General features: G+C 71.2%; 14 protein-coding genes and 1 tRNA gene. 13 read left to right on the top strand and 2 right to left on the bottom strand.

The window, feature by feature from the left end; genetic code table 11:
* The gene (locus ASF75_RS02835; protein WP_017887301.1) at positions 1-210 is read left to right on the top strand and encodes a hypothetical protein; all 210 of its coding nucleotides are present in this window, start codon (positions 1-3) and stop codon (positions 208-210) included.
* Positions 211-242: 32 nt separating this feature from the next.
* Positions 243-1571, top strand: coding sequence for an NAD(P)/FAD-dependent oxidoreductase (locus ASF75_RS02830; protein ID WP_017887302.1), 1329 nt, complete (start codon positions 243-245; stop codon positions 1569-1571).
* Between the two features lie 270 nt (positions 1572-1841).
* Here ASF75_RS02830 and ASF75_RS02825 read toward each other — a convergent pair.
* Positions 1842-1927: transfer RNA gene (locus tag ASF75_RS02825), tRNA-Leu, on the bottom strand.
* Between the two features lie 161 nt (positions 1928-2088).
* On the opposite strand from ASF75_RS02825, the gene ASF75_RS02820 reads away from it, so the two are divergent.
* The 3 genes from ASF75_RS02820 (at position 2089) to mshC (ending at position 5551) form a co-directional block, all read left to right on the top strand.
* Complete coding sequence (locus ASF75_RS02820) at positions 2089-3417, top strand: M20/M25/M40 family metallo-hydrolase (RefSeq protein ID WP_056068690.1); 1329 nt, start codon at positions 2089-2091, stop codon at positions 3415-3417.
* Between the two features lie 62 nt (positions 3418-3479).
* Positions 3480-4310: an undecaprenyl-diphosphate phosphatase gene (locus ASF75_RS02815; RefSeq protein WP_017887304.1), complete on the top strand. Its 831-nt coding sequence runs from the start codon at positions 3480-3482 to the stop codon at positions 4308-4310.
* On the top strand, positions 4307-5551 hold the full coding sequence (mshC, locus tag ASF75_RS02810; protein WP_056068689.1) for a cysteine--1-D-myo-inosityl 2-amino-2-deoxy-alpha-D-glucopyranoside ligase: 1245 nt from the start codon (positions 4307-4309) through the stop codon (positions 5549-5551). Before ASF75_RS02815 ends, mshC begins: the two co-directional genes overlap by 4 nt.
* Positions 5552-5946: 395 nt before the next feature.
* On the opposite strand, the gene ASF75_RS02805 is transcribed toward mshC, so the two are convergent.
* A complete protein-coding gene (locus tag ASF75_RS02805) occupies positions 5947-6870 on the bottom strand; it encodes a proteasome assembly chaperone family protein (protein ID WP_017887306.1) in 924 nt (307 codons plus the stop codon).
* Between the two features lie 147 nt (positions 6871-7017).
* Between ASF75_RS02805 and ASF75_RS02800 the strand changes: the two genes are divergently transcribed.
* From ASF75_RS02800 to lnt, 8 genes are all read left to right on the top strand, one after another.
* Positions 7018-7767 carry an HAD family hydrolase gene (locus ASF75_RS02800; protein ID WP_235517493.1) on the top strand — a complete coding sequence of 250 codons (750 nt, stop codon included), beginning with the start codon at positions 7018-7020 and terminating at the stop codon, positions 7765-7767.
* Complete coding sequence (locus tag ASF75_RS02795) at positions 7764-8951, top strand: tRNA (adenine-N1)-methyltransferase (protein ID WP_056068684.1); 1188 nt, start codon at positions 7764-7766, stop codon at positions 8949-8951. The genes ASF75_RS02800 and ASF75_RS02795 overlap by 4 nt, the downstream gene beginning before the upstream one ends.
* A gap of 42 nt (positions 8952-8993) precedes the next feature.
* The gene (locus ASF75_RS02790; protein WP_052481627.1) at positions 8994-9914 is read left to right on the top strand and encodes an FKBP-type peptidyl-prolyl cis-trans isomerase; all 921 of its coding nucleotides are present in this window, start codon (positions 8994-8996) and stop codon (positions 9912-9914) included.
* Between the two features lie 71 nt (positions 9915-9985).
* Complete coding sequence (locus ASF75_RS02785; protein WP_056068682.1) at positions 9986-11038, top strand: helix-turn-helix transcriptional regulator; 1053 nt, start codon at positions 9986-9988, stop codon at positions 11036-11038.
* Positions 11031-12002, top strand: a complete 972-nt coding sequence (locus tag ASF75_RS02780) for a helix-turn-helix transcriptional regulator (protein WP_017887311.1) — start codon at positions 11031-11033, stop codon at positions 12000-12002. Before ASF75_RS02785 ends, ASF75_RS02780 begins: the two co-directional genes overlap by 8 nt.
* 319 nt (positions 12003-12321) lie before the next feature.
* On the top strand, positions 12322-13074 hold the full coding sequence (gene tatC / locus ASF75_RS02775) for a twin-arginine translocase subunit TatC (protein WP_031259811.1): 753 nt from the start codon (positions 12322-12324) through the stop codon (positions 13072-13074).
* Entirely contained in the window at positions 13071-15509 is a 2439-nt protein-coding gene (locus tag ASF75_RS02770) for a DEAD/DEAH box helicase (protein ID WP_017887313.1), read from the top strand. The genes tatC and ASF75_RS02770 overlap by 4 nt, the downstream gene beginning before the upstream one ends.
* A gap of 11 nt (positions 15510-15520) precedes the next feature.
* Entirely contained in the window at positions 15521-17113 is a 1593-nt protein-coding gene (gene lnt / locus ASF75_RS02765; RefSeq protein ID WP_235517490.1) for an apolipoprotein N-acyltransferase, read from the top strand.
* Positions 17114-17125 lie beyond the last annotated feature (12 nt).

Here is a 17125-nt window from a genome sequence, read left to right as displayed (position 1 = left end):
GTGATCGAGCCGGTCGACGATCGCACCTGGTACGTCAAACGCGACCCCGAGGCGTCGCCCGAGGCGATCATCGACCGCTTCGGCGGCGGCTACCGGCTGCGCCGCTTCTCGCTCACCGAGTCCCGCCGCACCCCGCACGGAGTGTTCACGGGCCCCGAACTCGCCGAGACCGCGTGGTGGCGGCTCCGCGACAGGCCGCGGAACTCATGACGCGCCAAGCCAAAGTCCGGTAGACCGGAGGAATGGCAGACTCGATCCCTCACGTCCTCGTCCTCGGCGGCGGCTCCGCTGGCTACGCCACGGTCAAGCAGCTCCAGAAGCACGCGGCCACGGTGCCCATGCGGATCACGCTGGTGGACCAGAACACCTACTACACGTACCTGCCGTTCCTGCCCGAGGTCGCCGGTGGCCACATCGCGCCGAAGGACGTCACCGTCGAGCTGCGCCGTGCGCTGCGCAAGACCCGCGTGATCCAGGGCAAGGTCACCGCGATCTCCTCGGCCGACAAGACCGTGTCGATCGCGACCGCCGGCGGCGACGACCGCACCCTCGGCTACGACCAGCTCGTCGTCGCCCTCGGCTCCGTCACCCGCACGTTCCCGACCCCCGGACTCGAGGAGTACGGCGTCGGCTTCAAGAGCGTGGAAGAGGCCGCCTACGTGCGCGCCAAGCTCCTCGACAACATCGCGAAGGCTGCTGCCACGCGTGACGAGGACGAGCGCCGTCGTCTGCTGACCAGCGTGTTCGTCGGCGGTGGCTACACCGGCGTCGAGGCGATCGGTGAGCTGTTCGACGTGTCGCAGGCCGCCATCAAGACCTACCCGTCGCTCGCCGGCGAGCAGCCCCGCTGGGTGCTCATCGACGCGCTCGACCGCGTCGCGCCCGAGGTCGGCCCGGAGCTGTCCAAGTGGACGCTCGAGTCGCTCCGTGCCCGCGGGATCGACGTCCGCCTGAAGACCACCATGCCGAGCGCCGAGGGTGGTGTCGTCAAGTTCTCCGACGGCGACGAGTTCGCCACCGGACTGCTCGTCTGGACCGCAGGCGTCAAGCCGAACCCGCTCCTCGACGCCTCCGACCTGCCGCGCGGGCCGAAGGGCCACCTCGCCGCGAACGCGAAGCTCCAGGTCGAGGCCGAGGACACCCACCAGGTCGTCGAGGGCGTCTGGGGCCTGGGCGACGTCGCGCAGGTGCCCGACCTGACCGCCGACAAGCAGCCGGCGTTCTACCCGCCGAACGCGCAGAACGCCGTCCGTCAGGCCGTGGTCGCCGCCGACAACATCGTCGCGACCATCACCGGCAAGCCGCTCGAGGAGTACCGCCACCCCTCCATCGGCACCGTCGCGTCGTACGGTGTGGGCAAGGGTGCCGCGAACATCAAGGGCATCAAGATGACCAACCTGTTCGCATGGCTCGCGCACCGCGCCTACCACGTGTACGCGATGCCGACCCTGAACCGGAAGGCGCGCATCGTCATCGGCTGGATCACGGGCGCCGTGTCCGGTCGCGACGCGACCTCCCTGATCAAGGAGACCGACCCGCGACGCAACTTCGTCGAGGCGTCGAAGAGCTAGACGTACCCACAGATCGGACGGGAGGCGCGGTGCCAGCTGGCACCGCGCCTCCCGTCCGTACGTGCTGCGTTCGCACCGTGCTGTGTTCACGATCTGGTGCGGTGTTGCGTGTTCGGTGCGCGCTTGCAGCGCCGCACGGAGCGCGGAACCTCGCACGGGTTGGGGAGGTGTGCGCGGAGAACGCCCTGAGCGCAGCGATGGCGGCACTCGCCGGGAAGACACAACAGAAAATGCCCCCCGACCGAAAGGTCAGGGGGCACGCATTTCCTGTGTCCGAGAGGGGACTTGAACCCCTACGCCCTAATACGGGCACTAGCACCTCAAGCTAGCGCGTCTACCAATTCCGCCACCCGGACAGGGTGTCTGGTGTCTGTTTCCCGGGTTGAACCCGGCGTTCCTGCCGAGAGAAGACACTAGCACGGGTCTGAACGCGCGATGAACACGGGAGCGCATCCCGGGCGAGTCCTCGGTGTGCCGTCCCGGGGTCGGGGTCGGTGTCGACCGATACCGTGGAGCCATGACGAACCCGGAGCCGTCCGAGCACCAGTCCGTGTCCGAGCTCGAGGCGACCGCGGCGATCGCCCGCGACCTCATCCGCATCGACACGACGAACTGGGGCGAGGGGAAGTCGCGCGGCGAGGCCGAGGCGGCCCACTACGTCGAGGACAAGCTCCGAGCGCTGGGTCTCGAGCCGCAGTTGTTCGAGTCGGAGCCGGACCGGGTGAGCGTGGTTGCGCGTGTCCCCGGGCGGAACCGTGACAAGCCGGCGCTCGTGGTGCACGGGCACCTCGACGTGGTGCCGGCGGATCCGGCGAACTGGTCGGTCGATCCGTTCGGCGGCGTCGTCAAGGACGGTTCGCTGTGGGGCCGCGGTGCCGTGGACATGAAGAACATGGACGCGATGATGCTGACGTCGCTGGCCGACGTCATCGAGCAGCACGGTGCGCCCGAGCGTGACCTGGTCATCGCGTACTTCGCCGACGAAGAGGCCGGGGGAGTCCTGGGTTCGCACCACGTGGTCGACCAGCATCCGGAGGTCTTCGCGGGAGCGTCGGCGGCGATCAGCGAGGTCGGCGGGTACTCGATCACGCTCGGTGACCGTCGCGCCTACCTGCTGCAGACCGGTGAGAAGGCGCTGATGTGGGTGAAGCTCGTCGCGCGGGGCACTGCGGCGCACGGCTCGCACGTGATCCGCGACAACGCCGTCACGAAGCTCGCGGCGGCGGTCGCGCGGATCGGCAGCGAGGAGTGGCCGGTCCGGCTCTCGGCGACGACGGACGCGATGGTCGCCGAGGTGGCGCGGTTCCTCGGCGTCGACCCGACGGTGACCGGTCCGGACGAGGTCGCGCTGGCCACCGGGTCGGCGTCGCGGTTCATCCACGCCGCGCTGCACACCACGTCGAACCCGACCGTGCTGACCGCGGGCTACAAGCACAACGTCATCCCCGACACCGCCGAGGCGCTGGTCGACATCCGTTGCCTGCCGGGCGATGAGGAGTCCGTGCTGGAACGGGTGCGGGAGCTCGCCGGACCCGAGGTCGAGGTGGTCATGTCGTTCCGCGACATCGGCCTCGAGCAGGACTTCGGCGGCCCCCTGGTCGACGCGGTCCGCGATGTCCTGGGGCGGCACGACCCGGGAGCCCCGGTCCTGCCGTACCTGCTGTCCGGCGGCACCGACAACAAGGCGCTCTCGACGCTCGGCATCGCCGGGTACGGGTTCGTGCCGTTGCAGCTGCCCGCCGGTGTGGACTTCCCGGCGATGTTCCACGGGGTCGACGAGCGGGTGCCGCTCGACTCGCTCGCGTTCGGCCGGCGGGTGCTGGGCGACCTGCTCGCGACGTACTGATATTGTTCGTGGTCGCCGTCGTGGCGGTGCCCTGACCGACCTCCCCCCGAAAGGCCCGTGCGATGCACATCCTCGAGGCGATCTTCCTCGGCTTCGTCCAGGGGCTCACCGAGTTCCTGCCCGTGTCCTCCAGCGCGCACCTGCGCATCGTCGGGCTGTTCCTGCCCGACGCGAAGGACCCGGGTGCGGCCTTCACCGCCGTGACGCAGCTCGGCACCGAGACCGCGGTGCTCATCTACTTCTGGAAGGACATCACCCGGATCATCGGGCGGTGGTTCCGGTCGGTGGTCAAGCGTGACGTGCCGAAGGGCGACCCCGACGTCCGCGTCGGCTGGCTGGTGATCCTCGGAACGATCCCGATCGGGGTCGCCGGGCTCCTGCTCAAGGACTCCATCGAGACGACGTTCCGGTCGCTCTGGATCGTCGCGATCGTCCTCATCGTGTTCGGTGTCGTCCTCGGGGTGCTCGACCGGGTCGGCCGCAAGGAGCGCCGGATCGAGCAGATGACGTTCCGCGGCGGTCTGCTCATCGGCCTGGCGCAGATGCTCGCCCTGGTGCCCGGGGTGTCCCGTTCCGGTGCGACGGTGTCGATGGGCCTCGCCCTCGGCTACACCCGTCCGGCGGCCGCGCGCTTCGCGTTCCTGTTGGCGATCCCGGCGGTGTTCCTGTCCGGGTTCTACGAGGCCGCGACGAGCCTCGGTGACCACGGATCGCCGTTCGGACTCGCCGACACGCTCATCGCCACGGTCGTCGCGTTCGTGGTCGGGTTCGTCGTGATCGCAGCGTTCATGAACTACATCAGCAAGCGCAGCTTCATGCCCTTCGTCGTTTACCGGATCGCACTCGGTATCGTGCTCATCGTGTTGTTGTCGCTCGGAGTGATCCAGCCGTGAGGGCCTGGCAGGCCCCATCCGTCCCCGACGTCCCCGGCGCCGCGCCCAGACCGGTCGTCCACGACACCGCCACGGGCAAGCCGGTGGACCCCGCCCGCGACGAGGACCGTGCCGCGCTGTACGTCTGCGGCATCACACCGTACGACGCCACGCACCTCGGTCACGCGGCGACGTACCTGGCGTTCGACACCCTCGGCCGCGCCTGGCGCGACGCCGGACTCGACGTCGAGTACGCGCAGAACGTCACCGACGTCGACGACCCGCTGCTCGAGCGCGCCGCTCGCGACGGTGTCGACTGGCGCGAGCTCGCTGCGTCCCAGGTCGACCTGTTCCGTCGCGACATGGAGTCGCTGCGGATCCTGCCGCCGGACGACTTCGTGGCCGTGACCGACGAGGTCGAGCGGGTCGCCGAGGCCGTGTCGTTCCTGCAGGAGACCGGCTACGCGTACGAGGTCCCGACCGACGACGCCGAGGGCGACGACCTGTACTTCGACGTCAGCCGGCCCACCGACGCGTGGACCCTCGGCGACGAGAGCGGCCTCGACCGCGAGACCATGCTGACCCTCGCCGCCGAACGCGGCGGTGACCCCGACCGTCCGGGCAAGCGCGACCCGCTCGACCCGTTGCTGTGGCGCGCCGCGCGGGACGGCGAGCCGGCCTGGGACACCGAGATCGGCCCCGGACGCCCCGGCTGGCACATCGAGTGCAGTGTCATCGCCGGTGACCGCCTCGGGCTGCCGATCAGCGTGCAGGGCGGCGGGAGCGACCTCGTGTTCCCGCACCACGAGATGAGCGCCGGGCACGCTGCGGCGCTCGCCCACCAGCCCCTCGCGAACGCGTTCGTGCACACCGGGATGATCGCCTACCAGGGCACGAAGATCTCGAAGTCGCTCGGCAACCTGGTCACCGTGCGTGGCCTGCTCGACGACGGCGCCGACCCCCGGGCGATCCGGCTGGCGCTGCTGTCGCACAAGTACTCCGACGACTGGGAGTGGTTCGCCACCGAGCTGACGAGTGCCGAGACGCGGCTCGCGGGCTGGGACGCCTGGGCCTCCGGCGCCTCGGCCGGGCACGCCGACGACGCGGCCGACGTCGCCACGCGCATCCGTGCGCGGGTGTCGGACGACCTCGACACGCCGGGGGCGGTCGCAGCGGTGGACACGGCGATCGCGGGCGGCACGGCGTGCACTCCCGAGCTCGTCGACCTGATCGACGCGCTGCTCGGCATCCGCCTGGCCTGAGCTCGGTCGGCTGGCCGGCCGTCGGCCTGCGGCGCGTGGTCGCGACGCGACGCGTCGCGTGCGCGCCGCCGAGGGGTCAGGAACCGTCGCCGAGGCGGGCCGCAGCCGACAGTTCGCGACCAGTCGCCGGAGGTGAGTGGTGTGTCGTGACCGTTCGCGGCCGCCGGACGGGAGGCTCGTGGCGGGTCAGCCCCGTGCCTCCCGTCCGCGGAGTGGTCGCGACGCGTCGCGTGCGCGCCGCCGAGGGGTCAGGAACCGTCCCCCAGGCGGGCCGCAGCCGACAGTTCGCGACCACCCGGCGGACGCGAGCGGCGTGTCGTGACCGCACACCCCACGACGGACAGGAGGCACGGTGCCAGCCGGCACCGTGCCTCCTGTCCGTCAGTGGGTGACGGCTACTGCTGGGGTCGCCAGGGCCCCTCGCCACCGGCGGTGCCGCCGTCCTTGCCGTCCTTGCGCTCCCGGCGACGGAGGTACTGCTCGAACTCCTGCGCGATGGCGTCGCCGGAGGCCTCGGGGGAGTCGACGGTGTCGCGTGCCTGCTCGAGCTGCCCGATGTACGACGCCATGTCCTCGTCGTCGGCGGCGAGGGCGTCGATGCCCTCCTCCCACTCGGTGGCGTCGTCGAGCAGCGACCCGCGGGGCACCGTGACGTCCGTGAGCTCCTCGATCTTGTCGAGCAGCGAGAGCGTGGCCTTCGGCGAGGGGGAGTTGTGCACGTAGTGCGGCACGGACGCCCAGAGCGAGAGCGTGGTCAGCCCCGCCTTGTCCATCGCGTCGGCGAGGACACCGAGGATGCCGGTCGGCCCCTCGTACGAGGACTTGTCGACGTCGAAGGCAGCGCGGACGCCGGCGTTCTCACTCGACACGAACACCGAGATCGGCCGGGTGTGCGGGACGTCGGCGAGCATCGCACCGACGAAGACGACGGCGTCGATGGAGTAGACGTCCGCCAGGTCGATGATCTCCGAGCAGAAGCCACGCCAGGTGCGCGAGGGCTCGGGGCCGACCAGCACGAACACGTCGCGGTCGGTGGGGGAGCCGGTGGCGCCGATGACCGGACGCCCTTCGGCTCCGGGGCCGTGCAGCACGATCCGGGGCCACTGCACGCCGCGGTTGCCGTCGTCGTCGGTGCCGACGGTGGGCCGGTTGAACTGGTAGTCGACGTACCGCTCGCCGTCGAGCTCGCGGAGTTCGTCGAGGCCGAGCGACTCGACGATGCGACGCGCCAGACCGCTCGCGGCCTCGCCGGCGTCGTTCCAGCCCTCGAAGGCGACGACGAGCAAGCGGCCGTCGCTGAAGGGGGAGTGCTGTGGCACGGAGCGGACCTCCTGGTGGTGGAGCGGAGCGGGGCGGGAGCGATGCCCCCGGCCGGACACGATTCAGGCATCCACTGTAGGCCCAGGGGGTGCCGGCGGACGTGCGCGTCCGCGCCCAGCGGAACGGCCCCGGTAGACTCGTCGCCCGTGACCGCGCATCCTCCTGCCCTCGTCCCGCCCGCAGCCGTGCTGTGGGACATGGACGGCACGATCATCGACACCGAGCCGATCTGGCAGCGGTCCCAGGTGGACCTGACGACCCGGTACGGCGCCGAGTGGACGGAAGCGGACGGCCTGTCCCTGGTGGGCAGCGGCCTCGAGCGCTCCGGCGAGCTCCTGCGGGCCAAGGGCGTCGACATGGAGGTCGAGGAGATCATCCAGTGGATGACCGACTACGTGATGGAGCACCTGCGCTCCGGCGAGCTGCCGTGGCGTCCGGGTGCCCGTGAGCTCATCGAGGAGCTGCACGCCCGCGGCATCCCCACCGCCCTGGTGACGATGTCCCGGCGCAAGATGGCGCTCGTCGCCGCCGAGGCCCTGGGCGAGCGCGGCTTCCGCGTCGTCGTGGCCGGAGACGACGTCGACCGCCCGAAGCCGTTCCCCGACGCCTACCTGTCCGCCGCCGCGCAGCTCGGCGTCGAGCCCACCGCGTGCGTCGCGATCGAGGACTCCGCCACCGGCGTCGCGTCGGCCGTCGCCTCCGGCGCCGTCACGGTCGCCGTCGAGCACATCGTCCCGCTCTCCGAGATCGCCGGCGGCGACGTGCACCTGACCACCCTGGCGGGCGTCGACGTCGACCGTCTGGTCGAGTTGACGACGCCAGCACTGGCCGCACGGGCTGGAGGCGCGGTGCCGGACCCGGCGCACGCTGCGGACACCGAAGGGGTCACCCGATGAGCCAAACCGACGACGCACGCGACTCAGCGGACGCGAGCAGCGCCTCCAGTCCGACCGCGGACCCGACCGCAGCCCTCCCGCACACCGCGGGCGGCGCACCCCACACGCCGCCGCGCGGCCCGTTCCGGGCCGGCGACCGCGTGCAGCTGACCGGTCCGAAGGGCAAGCTCACGACGCTGTCCCTCGAGACCGCCGGTGAGTACCACACGCACCGCGGGGTGCTCCGGCACGACGACGTCATCGGCCAGCCCGACGGCTCGGTCATCCGGGCGAGCACCGGCGACGAGTACCTCGCGCTCCGTCCGCTGCTCAACGACTACGTGATGTCGATGCCGCGTGGTGCGGCGATCGTCTACCCGAAGGACGCCGCGCAGATCGTGGCCTTCGCGGACGTCTTCCCCGGGGCCCGCGTGGTCGAGGCCGGTGTCGGCTCGGGGGCGCTGTCGCTGTTCCTGCTCCGCGCGATCGGCCCGACCGGGCAGCTGCAGTCGTTCGAGCGCCGCGAGGAGTTCGCCGCGATCGCCAGGGGCAACGTCGGCACCTTCCTGGGTGCTGTCCCGGACAACTGGTCCGTCACCGTCGGTGACCTGGTCGAGTCGCTGCCCGACGCGACCGAGCCGCAGAGCGTCGACCGCGTCGTGCTCGACATGCTCGCGCCGTGGGAGTGCGTGGACGCTGCAGCCGACGCCCTCGTGCCCGGCGGACTCATCGTCTGCTACGTCGCGACCGTCACGCAGCTGTCCCGCACGGCCGAGGCGCTGCGCGACACCGGACGCTTCACCGACCCGATGCCGAGCGAGACCCTGGTGCGCACCTGGCACGTCGAGGGGCTCGCCGTCCGCCCGGACCACCGCATGGTCGGGCACACCGGGTTCCTGATCACGGCACGACGCCTGGCCGACGGCACGGTCCTGCCGAACCTGAAGCGCCGAGCGGGCAAGGCCGAGTTCTCGGACGAGGACATCGAGGCGTGGACCCCGGGAGCCGTGGGCGAGCGGGCGACGAGCGACAAGAAGCTCCGCAAGGTGGCCCGGCAGTCGGCGGCGCAGGCGCGCAAGGTCGCGGCGGCCGAGGCATCGTCGGCGGTGGTTCCGTCGGATGCCGCCGTGGCTCCGTCGGGGGCCGACGGGGTTCCGTCGGATGCCGCTGGGGCTCCGTCCGGGGCCGCCGAGGACGAACGGTAGGCTGACGGCGTGCCCGTCCTGCATCGAACGGAAAGAGGGTCCGTGCGCACCATCCCCGCACTCCTGGTCACCATCGGTCTCGCGGTGTCCCTCACCGCCTGCGCCTCGAACGGTGCCGGCACCACGCCCGCGAGCTGTGCCGCTCCCGGTGCCGCTTCCGAAGCGGTGACCGCCACCGGCAAGTTCGGCTCGGAGCCGAAGGTCACCGTGCCGAAGGGCCTCACCACCAAGGGCACCCAGGTGTCCGTGCTGAAGCAGGGCACCGGTCGCACCATCGACGACGGCACCCCCGTCCTGGTCGAGTACACCCTGGTCGACGGTTCCACCGGCCAGGTCGCCCAGACGAGCGGCTACTCGGGCCAGACCGCGCCGATCACCGCGGGCGCGAGCAACTACGGAGCCCTCGGCGACTCGCTGCAGTGCGCCCACGTCGGCGACCGCCTGGCGGTGGCCCTGCCGAAGAGCGCCCTGAGCAGCACCGGCGGCGCCGCTGGTACCGACTCGTCCAAGAAGACCGAGGACGCCGTGATCGCCGTCATCGACGTCAAGCGGGCGTTCGACGCCCGAGCCACCGGCACCCCGCAGCTCGCCGGCGACAAGATGCCCGCCGTCGTGCTCGCACCGTCCGGTGCCCCCGGCATCACGATCCCGTCGTGGAGTGCCCCGAAGTCGAACGAGACGCACCTGCTCCGCAAGGGCGACGGCCGCGAGCTCACCGCGAAGGACACCGCGGTCATCAAGTACACCGCCGTCACCTGGGGTGCCGACCCGTCCGTCGTCGGCTCCAGCTGGACCGACGGTTCCGGCGCGCAGGCGGTCCCGCTCACCAAGGGCCAGGTCGACGAGGGCGTCCGGAACGCGATCGTCGGGCACCGCGTCGGTGACCAGGTCCTGGCGATCGTCAACCAGCAGGGGACCGCGAACGCCTACGTGATCGACGTCCTCGGAGCGATCTCGAACTGACCTCCTCCGACCGTCCACGGACCGCGGCGCGGGTGCACTCCGGTGCACCCGCGCTGCCGTAGGATCGGCTCGTGCCAGCGACCCGTGTGCCCCGTGTGCCCGCCGAGGAGCGGCTGTTCAGCCTCGTGCTCGCGCTGCTCTCGACGGAGTCCGGGCTGACCAAGGCCGAGATCCTGGCCAACGTGCAGGGGTACCGGCAGCGGTTCTCGACCGGTGGCGACAACGCCTCGCTCGAGCGTCAGTTCGAACGCGACAAGGACGACGTCCGCGAGCTCGGCATCCCGCTCGAGACCATCGAGACGCCGGGTGCCGCTGGCAACAACCAGACGCTCCGCTACCGGATCCCGAAGGGCGAGTACGACCTGCCCGTCGACGTCCGGTTCACCCCGGACGAATCCGCGCTGCTGTCCCTGGCCGCGATGGCGTGGCGCGAGGGCGCACTGTCCGCCGACTCCCGCCGCGGCCTGCTGAAGGTGCGCTCGGCGGGTGCCGAGGACGACGACGGTGCCCTGCAGCTCGGGGTCGACGCCTACGCCCCGCGGCTCCGCGCCCGGGACGCCTCGTTCGAACCGCTCCGCTCCGCGCTCGACCGCGGCGCAGCCGTCCGCTTCGACTACATCACGCCCGGGCAGCACGACGCCCGCCGGCGTGAGGTCGCCCCGCTCGCCCTCGTGCAGCACGGCGGTCGGTGGATGCTCGCCGCCCACGAGTTCGCGACCGACTCCGACAAGAACTACCTGCTGTCCCGGATCGTCGGACCCGTCACCCAGTACGCGGTCGGACAGCACACCGCGCCCGTCGGCGCGGGGGAGCGCACCCTCGCGGAACTCGAGCGGATCTGGGCCGAGCGCACCGCACGCATCGCCGTGGCACCCGGGTCCGACGCCGAACGCCGACTCACCCGTCGCCGCGACACCGAGACCGACGCCGACGGTGGGCTCGTGCTGCACCACGTCGACCCGCAGATCCTGGCCGAGGAGCTCGCAGCATTCGGTCCAGAGGTCCGGGTGCTCGAGCCGGCCGACCTGCGGGCACGGGTCGAAGAGCGCCTCCGCGCGCTCGTGCGCGACCACACCGACGACGACGGTGCCGCAGCCCCCGGAGAGGACCCCGTTCGTGGCTGACGCCCAACCCCTGCAGGCGCAGGACAAGCTCGCCTTCCTGCTCGCCCTGGTGCCGTACCTCATCGACCGCGAGCGTGTCTCGGTGGCCGAGGCCGCTCGGCACTTCGGGGTGCCAGAAGCCCGCATCCGCCGCGCCGTCGAACTCATCGCGGTGTCGGGGGTCCCGGGCGAGACGATGCAGTACCAGCACGGTGACCTGTTCGACATCGCGTGGGACGACTTCGACCAGAACGACATGATCGTCCTGACCAACCTGGTGGCGATCGACGACTCGCCCCGCCTGTCCGCTCGCGAGGCCTCGGCACTCATCGCCGGCTTGCAGTACCTGTCCGCGCTGCCCGAGGCCGCAGACCGCGACGCCATCCGCGCGCTCATGGCCAAGCTGTCCCGCGGTGCCGGGGGAGCGGCGTCGACCGTCGCCGTCGGGCAGGACCTGCACGACGTCGCCCTCGCCACCATCCGCCGGGCCATGTCGGACGGCCGCGGCCTGGTCTTCGAGTACGCCGGACCGCGCACGCAGGGCAGCACCCGACGGGTCGACCCGCTCCGCGTCGAGTCGATCGACACCGACTGGTACCTGCGCGCGTGGGACCTGGATCGACAGGCGCTCCGGACGTTCCGGCTCGACCGGATGTCCGGGGCCCGGGTCGACGACCGTCCCGCCGAGAAGACGATCGACCAGGTCGTCATCCCGGACACGCTGTTCCAGCAGGCCGCCGACGACGTCATCGTCACCGTGGAACTCGACTCCACGTCGCTGCCGTTGGTCGCCGACTTCCTGGCCGACACCGCCGACGCGCCCGACACCGACGGGCGTGTGCGCATCCGGCTCGCGGCGTCGCACGGGTTCGACGGGGTGGTCCGGCTCGTCGCGGGGTTGCCCGGCCGCGCGGTGGTGCTCGACCCGCCCGCTGCCCGTGACGCCGTGCGCGACTTCGCCGCCGCGGCCCTCGCCGCCGGCTGACGTCCGCCCCGGGGTCTCCGTCGGTCGCTTCTCGCCCGATCTCGCCAGGTGTGCCCGTTCCCGCTCGGTGGGCCGCGGGTGCCTGGTCGTTCCGGGCGTACCTGGTGCGTTGTTCCGACCAGGTGCGTCCGATCTCGCCAGGTACGCCCTGTCGCGCTCGCCCGCGCTCCCGCGTGCCCGCCTCACCCGCTCGACCCGCCCACGCCGACCCCCGGCGGACTGTCGGTCCCGACCCCGTAAGATCGACCACATGGCTTCGACGACCGCGCGCGGGCGAGCGAAGCGGCAGGGGCGCCAGAAGACCGACGCCGAAGGCCGCATGTCGCTCGGGCAGCACCTCATCGAGCTGCGCAACCGCCTCTTCCGCGCAGTGGTGGCGATCGTCATCGGCGCGGTCGGTGGATGGTTCCTCACCCCGTGGGTGCTCGACTCGCTGCGGGCACCGGTGACCGAGCTCGCCAAGGTCGGCGGGCACACCGCCGAGCTGAACTTCCCGATGATCACCGGGGCGTTCGACCTCAAGCTGCAGATCGCGATCACCATCGGTGTCGTCATCGCGAGCCCCGTCTGGCTGTACCAGATCTGGGCGTTCATCGTGCCGGCGCTGATCCGGCGTGAGCGGCAGTACGTGTGGGGCTTCCTCGGCACCGCCATCCCGCTGTTCTTCGCCGGGTGCTACTTCGGGTGGTACATCCTGCCGCACGTGGTCGGCATCCTCGGCAGCTTCGTGTCCAGCCAGGACACCTCGATCGTCGATGCGAAGGCGTACTACGACTTCGTCATCAAGCTCATCGTCGCGGTGGGCATCGCCTTCGTCCTGCCGGTGTTCATCGTCCTGCTGAACTTCGTCGGCGTTCTGTCGGCCGCCGCGATCATCAAGAGCTGGCGCGTCGCGATCCTCTGCATCCTGGTCTTCTGCGCCATCGTGACCCCGAGCGCCGACGTCATCTCGATGTTCCTGCTCGCCGTCCCGATGGTGGTGCTCTACATCGCAGCGTGCTTCGTCGCCTGGATCCACGACCGCCGCGTGGCCAAGCGGCAGGCGAAGCTCGACGAGGAGTACGGCCTGTGAGCGGCACGAGCGCAGCCGAGCGCTTCGCCGCGGCCAAGGTGCGCAACCGGTCGCGCAACCTCGAGCTCTTCCGGACCGACCTGCGGTTCGACCTCGACCCGTTCCAGTTCGCGGCCTGTGACGCGCTCGACCAGGGCCGCAGCGTGCTGGTCGCCGCCCCGACCGGTGCGGGCAAGACGATCATCGCCGAGTTCGCCATCTGGCTCGCCATGCGGCAGCCGACGGCGAAGGTGTTCTACACGACCCCGATGAAGGCGCTCAGCAACCAGAAGTACGCCGAGCTCGTCGACGTCTACGGCGAGTCCGAGGTCGGCCTGCTCACCGGCGACACCAACGTCAATCCCCGCGCCCGCGTCGTCGTGATGACGACCGAGGTGCTGCGGAACATGATCTACGCCGATTCGGACCTGCTCGACGACCTCGCCTGGGTGGTCCTCGACGAGGTGCACTACCTGGCCGACCGGTTCCGCGGTGCCGTGTGGGAAGAAGTGATCCTGCACCTGCCGACCGAGGTCCGCCTGGTCTCGCTCAGTGCCACGGTGTCCAACGCCGAGGAGTTCGGCGACTGGCTGCAGACCGTCCGTGGCGACACCGACGTCATCGTCTCCGAAGACCGCCCGGTCCCGCTCGAGCAGCACGTCCTGGTCGGCTCGAAGATGGTCGACCTGTTCGACTCGAGTGGCGCAGCGGCGACGAACCGTGTCAACCCCGAACTGCTCCGCATGGTCGGCGGCGGCGCACGGAGCGAGCGGAACGGCGGCGGACACCGCGGTCGTCGTGGTCGCGGGGGCTACCCCGAGCGCCGTGGGCCGCGCACCGAGAAGGTGCACCGCGAGCAGATCGCGCACATGCTCGACGAGCGGATGCTGCTGCCCGCGATCTTCTTCGTGTTCAGCCGAAACGGCTGCGACCAGGGCGTCCGGAACGTCCTGCGGTCAGGGCTGTCGCTGACGACGGTGCCGGAGCGCAACGAGATCCGCGAGACCGCGGAGTACCACTGCCGCACCCTGCCGGACGAGGACCTCGCAGTGCTCGGCTACTGGGAGTTCCTGGAAGGCCTCGAGCGCGGGGTCGCGGCGCACCACGCCGGCATGCTCCCCGCGTTCAAGGAGGTCGTGGAGAACCTCTTCCAGCGCAAGCTGCTGAAGGTCGTCTTCGCCACCGAGACCCTGGCGCTCGGCGTGAACATGCCGGCGCGCACCGTCGTGCTCGAGAAGCTCGAGAAGTTCAACGGCGAAGCGCGTGTGCCGATCACCCCGGGGGAGTACACCCAGCTCACCGGTCGTGCCGGTCGTCGCGGGATCGACGTCGAGGGGCACTCGGTCATCCAGTGGACCGACGGCCTCGACCCGCAGGCCGTGGCGTCGCTGGCAAGCCGTCGCACGTACCCGCTCAACTCGTCGTTCAAGCCGACCTACAACATGGCGGTCAACCTGATCGACCAGTTCGGCCGGCAGCGCACGCGTGAGGTCCTCGAGACGTCGTTCGCCCAGTTCCAGGCCGACCGGTCGGTGGTCGATCTCGCCCGCAAGGTCCGCTCGCAGCAGGAGTCGCTCGACGGCTACCGGCAGGCGATGCAGTGCCACCTCGGCGACTTCACCGAGTACTCGGCGCTCCGCCGAGAACTCTCCGACCTCGAGCGCACGAACGTCCCCGGGGGTCGAGAGGCATCGCACGGCGCCCGCCAGGAACGCCAGGCCGCGATCACCGCGGTCCGCCGTCAGCTGCAGCGCCACCCCTGTCACACCTGCCCGGAACGCGAGGCCCACGCCCGCTGGTCCGAGCGCTGGTGGAAGCTCAAGCGCGCCAACGACAAGCTCGTCCAGCAGATCCGGTCCCGCACGGGCGCCGTCGCAACGACGTTCGACCGGGTCACCGACGTCCTGCTCGAGCTCGGCTACCTGGTGGACGGCGGCAACGGTGAAGCCACCGTGGCAGCCGGCGGCCGTCGTCTGCAGCGGATCTACGGCGACCGCGACCTGCTCGTGGCCGAGTGCCTCGAGGCGGGTGTCTGGAAGGACCTCACCCCGGCGCAGCTCGCCGCCATGGCCGCGACGATCATCTACCAGCCCCGTCGCGAGGACGCGCCCGGCACCGAGCACGCGCTGCCCCGTGGTGCGTTCCGCCCGGCGCTCGACGAGACCCTGACGATCTGGTCACGCCTCGACGACATCGAGCGTGCGGCACGTCTGGCCGGCTCGCAGCCGCCCACCCCGGCGATGGCGGTCGGCATGTTCCGCTGGGCCTCGGGCTCGGCGCTCGACGACGTCCTCCGGACCCTCGACCTGCCCGCCGGCGACTTCGTGCGCTGGTCGAAGCAAGTCATCGACCTGCTCGACCAGATCCGGAACGCCGGCGACGACGACCTGGCCCAGACCGCGAGACGTGCGACGGACGCGGTCCGCCGCGGCATCGTCGCCTACGCAGCGGTCTGACAGGAGGCACGGTGCGGGTTCCGGAGACGACTGTGCGCGGGCTGCCCACGCGCGTCGGCCGCGGGGCGGTCGCGATCGGCCCGTTCGCAGCGTTGCCGCTGGGCATCGCTCTACCACTGGCCGTCATCGGCGGGATCCTGTTCGCCCTCGCGTTCCCTTCGCCCGGGTGGTGGTTCCTGGCCTACCCGGCGCTCGCCTGCATGCTGCTCGCGGTGATGGGGCAGCGTGCACGGCGCGCGGCGTGGATCGGCTACGTCGCCGGTGCGGCGTTCTGGATCCCCGCCATCTCGTGGGCCGGCCGCTACCTGGGCCCGGTCCCGTGGTTCGCGCTGGCGCTGTTGGAGGCCGCGTTCTTCGCCCTCGGCAGCGTGGCCATCGCCCTGGCGTACCGCTGGGTCGCGCGCGTGGTGCCGTCGGCCGCCGGACGCGTGTGGGGCCTCCCGGCCGTCGTCGCCGCACTCTGGACCGGACGCGAGTGGTTCTCGGGGAGCTGGCCGTACGGCGGGTTCGCCTGGGGGCGGGTCGGGCTGTCGCAGTCGCAGGGGCCGTTCGCGCACCTGGCCGCGTACGTCGGCGTCCTCGGACTCACCTTCGTCGTCGTGTACTGCGTCGCGGTCGTCGTGTCGCTCGCGCTCGTGGCGCCCCGCGCGCCGGGCGTCACCCTCCGCCTGCCCGTGCGGGTGGCGACGGCGGGCCTGCTCGTCGCGGCGGTCCTTGCCGTGCCGGCGTGGCCGACGGCGACGAGCGGCACCATCCGGGTCGAGGCGGTGCAGGGCAACGGTCCCGCGGGCTACTTCGACCGCGCCGAGCCCGGTGACGTCCTGGCGGCGCAGGTCGCGGCGACGGACGTGGACGCGAAGGGTGTGGACCTGGTCGTCTGGCCCGAGGCAGGTGCGGAGTACGACCCGCGCCAGCAGCCCGTCATCGCCTCGGCGCTCGACTCCGTGGTCGACTCGCTCCACGCTCCGATCGTGGCGGGCGCCATCACGCAGACGCCGTCGGGGGTCCTGCACAACACGTCGTTCGTGTGGACCGCGGACGGTTGGCAGTCCTCGTACGACAAGAAGCGCCCGGTGCCGTTCGGTGAGTACGTGCCCGATCGCTGGTTCTTCTCGAAGCTCGCGCCGTCGCTCATCGGTCTGCTGCAGCGCGACTACACGCCGGGGACGAAGCCCAACGTGCTGTCCGTGGCGGGAGTCCGTGCCGGCATCTCGATCTGCTTCGACATCGTCGACGACTCTCTGACCGCCGACATGGTGCGCGGGGGAGCGCAGGTGATCCTCGCGCAGACGAACAACGCCGACTTCTCCGGCACCGACGAGAACCTGCAGCAGCTCGAGATCGCGCGGATGCGGGCCATCGAGACCGGACGCTCGCTCGTGAACATCTCGACCGTCGGAGCGTCGCAGGTCATCGACCCGAGCGGCCGCACGATCGACCGGGTTCCTGAGTACACCGCGACCTCGATGGTGACCGACGTGCCGCTCGGGACGTCCACCACCCCGGCATCGATCCTGTCCGGGTCGATCACACTCCTGCTCGCCCTCGGCGGGCTGCTCGTGCTCCTGGCCTGCGCCCCCTGGGGTCGTCGCGCTCGCTCCTGATCCGACCCGCCG

The sequence above is a fragment of the Curtobacterium sp. Leaf154 genome, assembly GCF_001424595.1.
In the GTDB taxonomy this organism is placed as follows: domain Bacteria; phylum Actinomycetota; class Actinomycetes; order Actinomycetales; family Microbacteriaceae; genus Curtobacterium; species Curtobacterium poinsettiae.
Note: the sequence above shows the minus strand (reverse complement) of the source record. Positions and strands in the feature narration are given on the sequence as shown.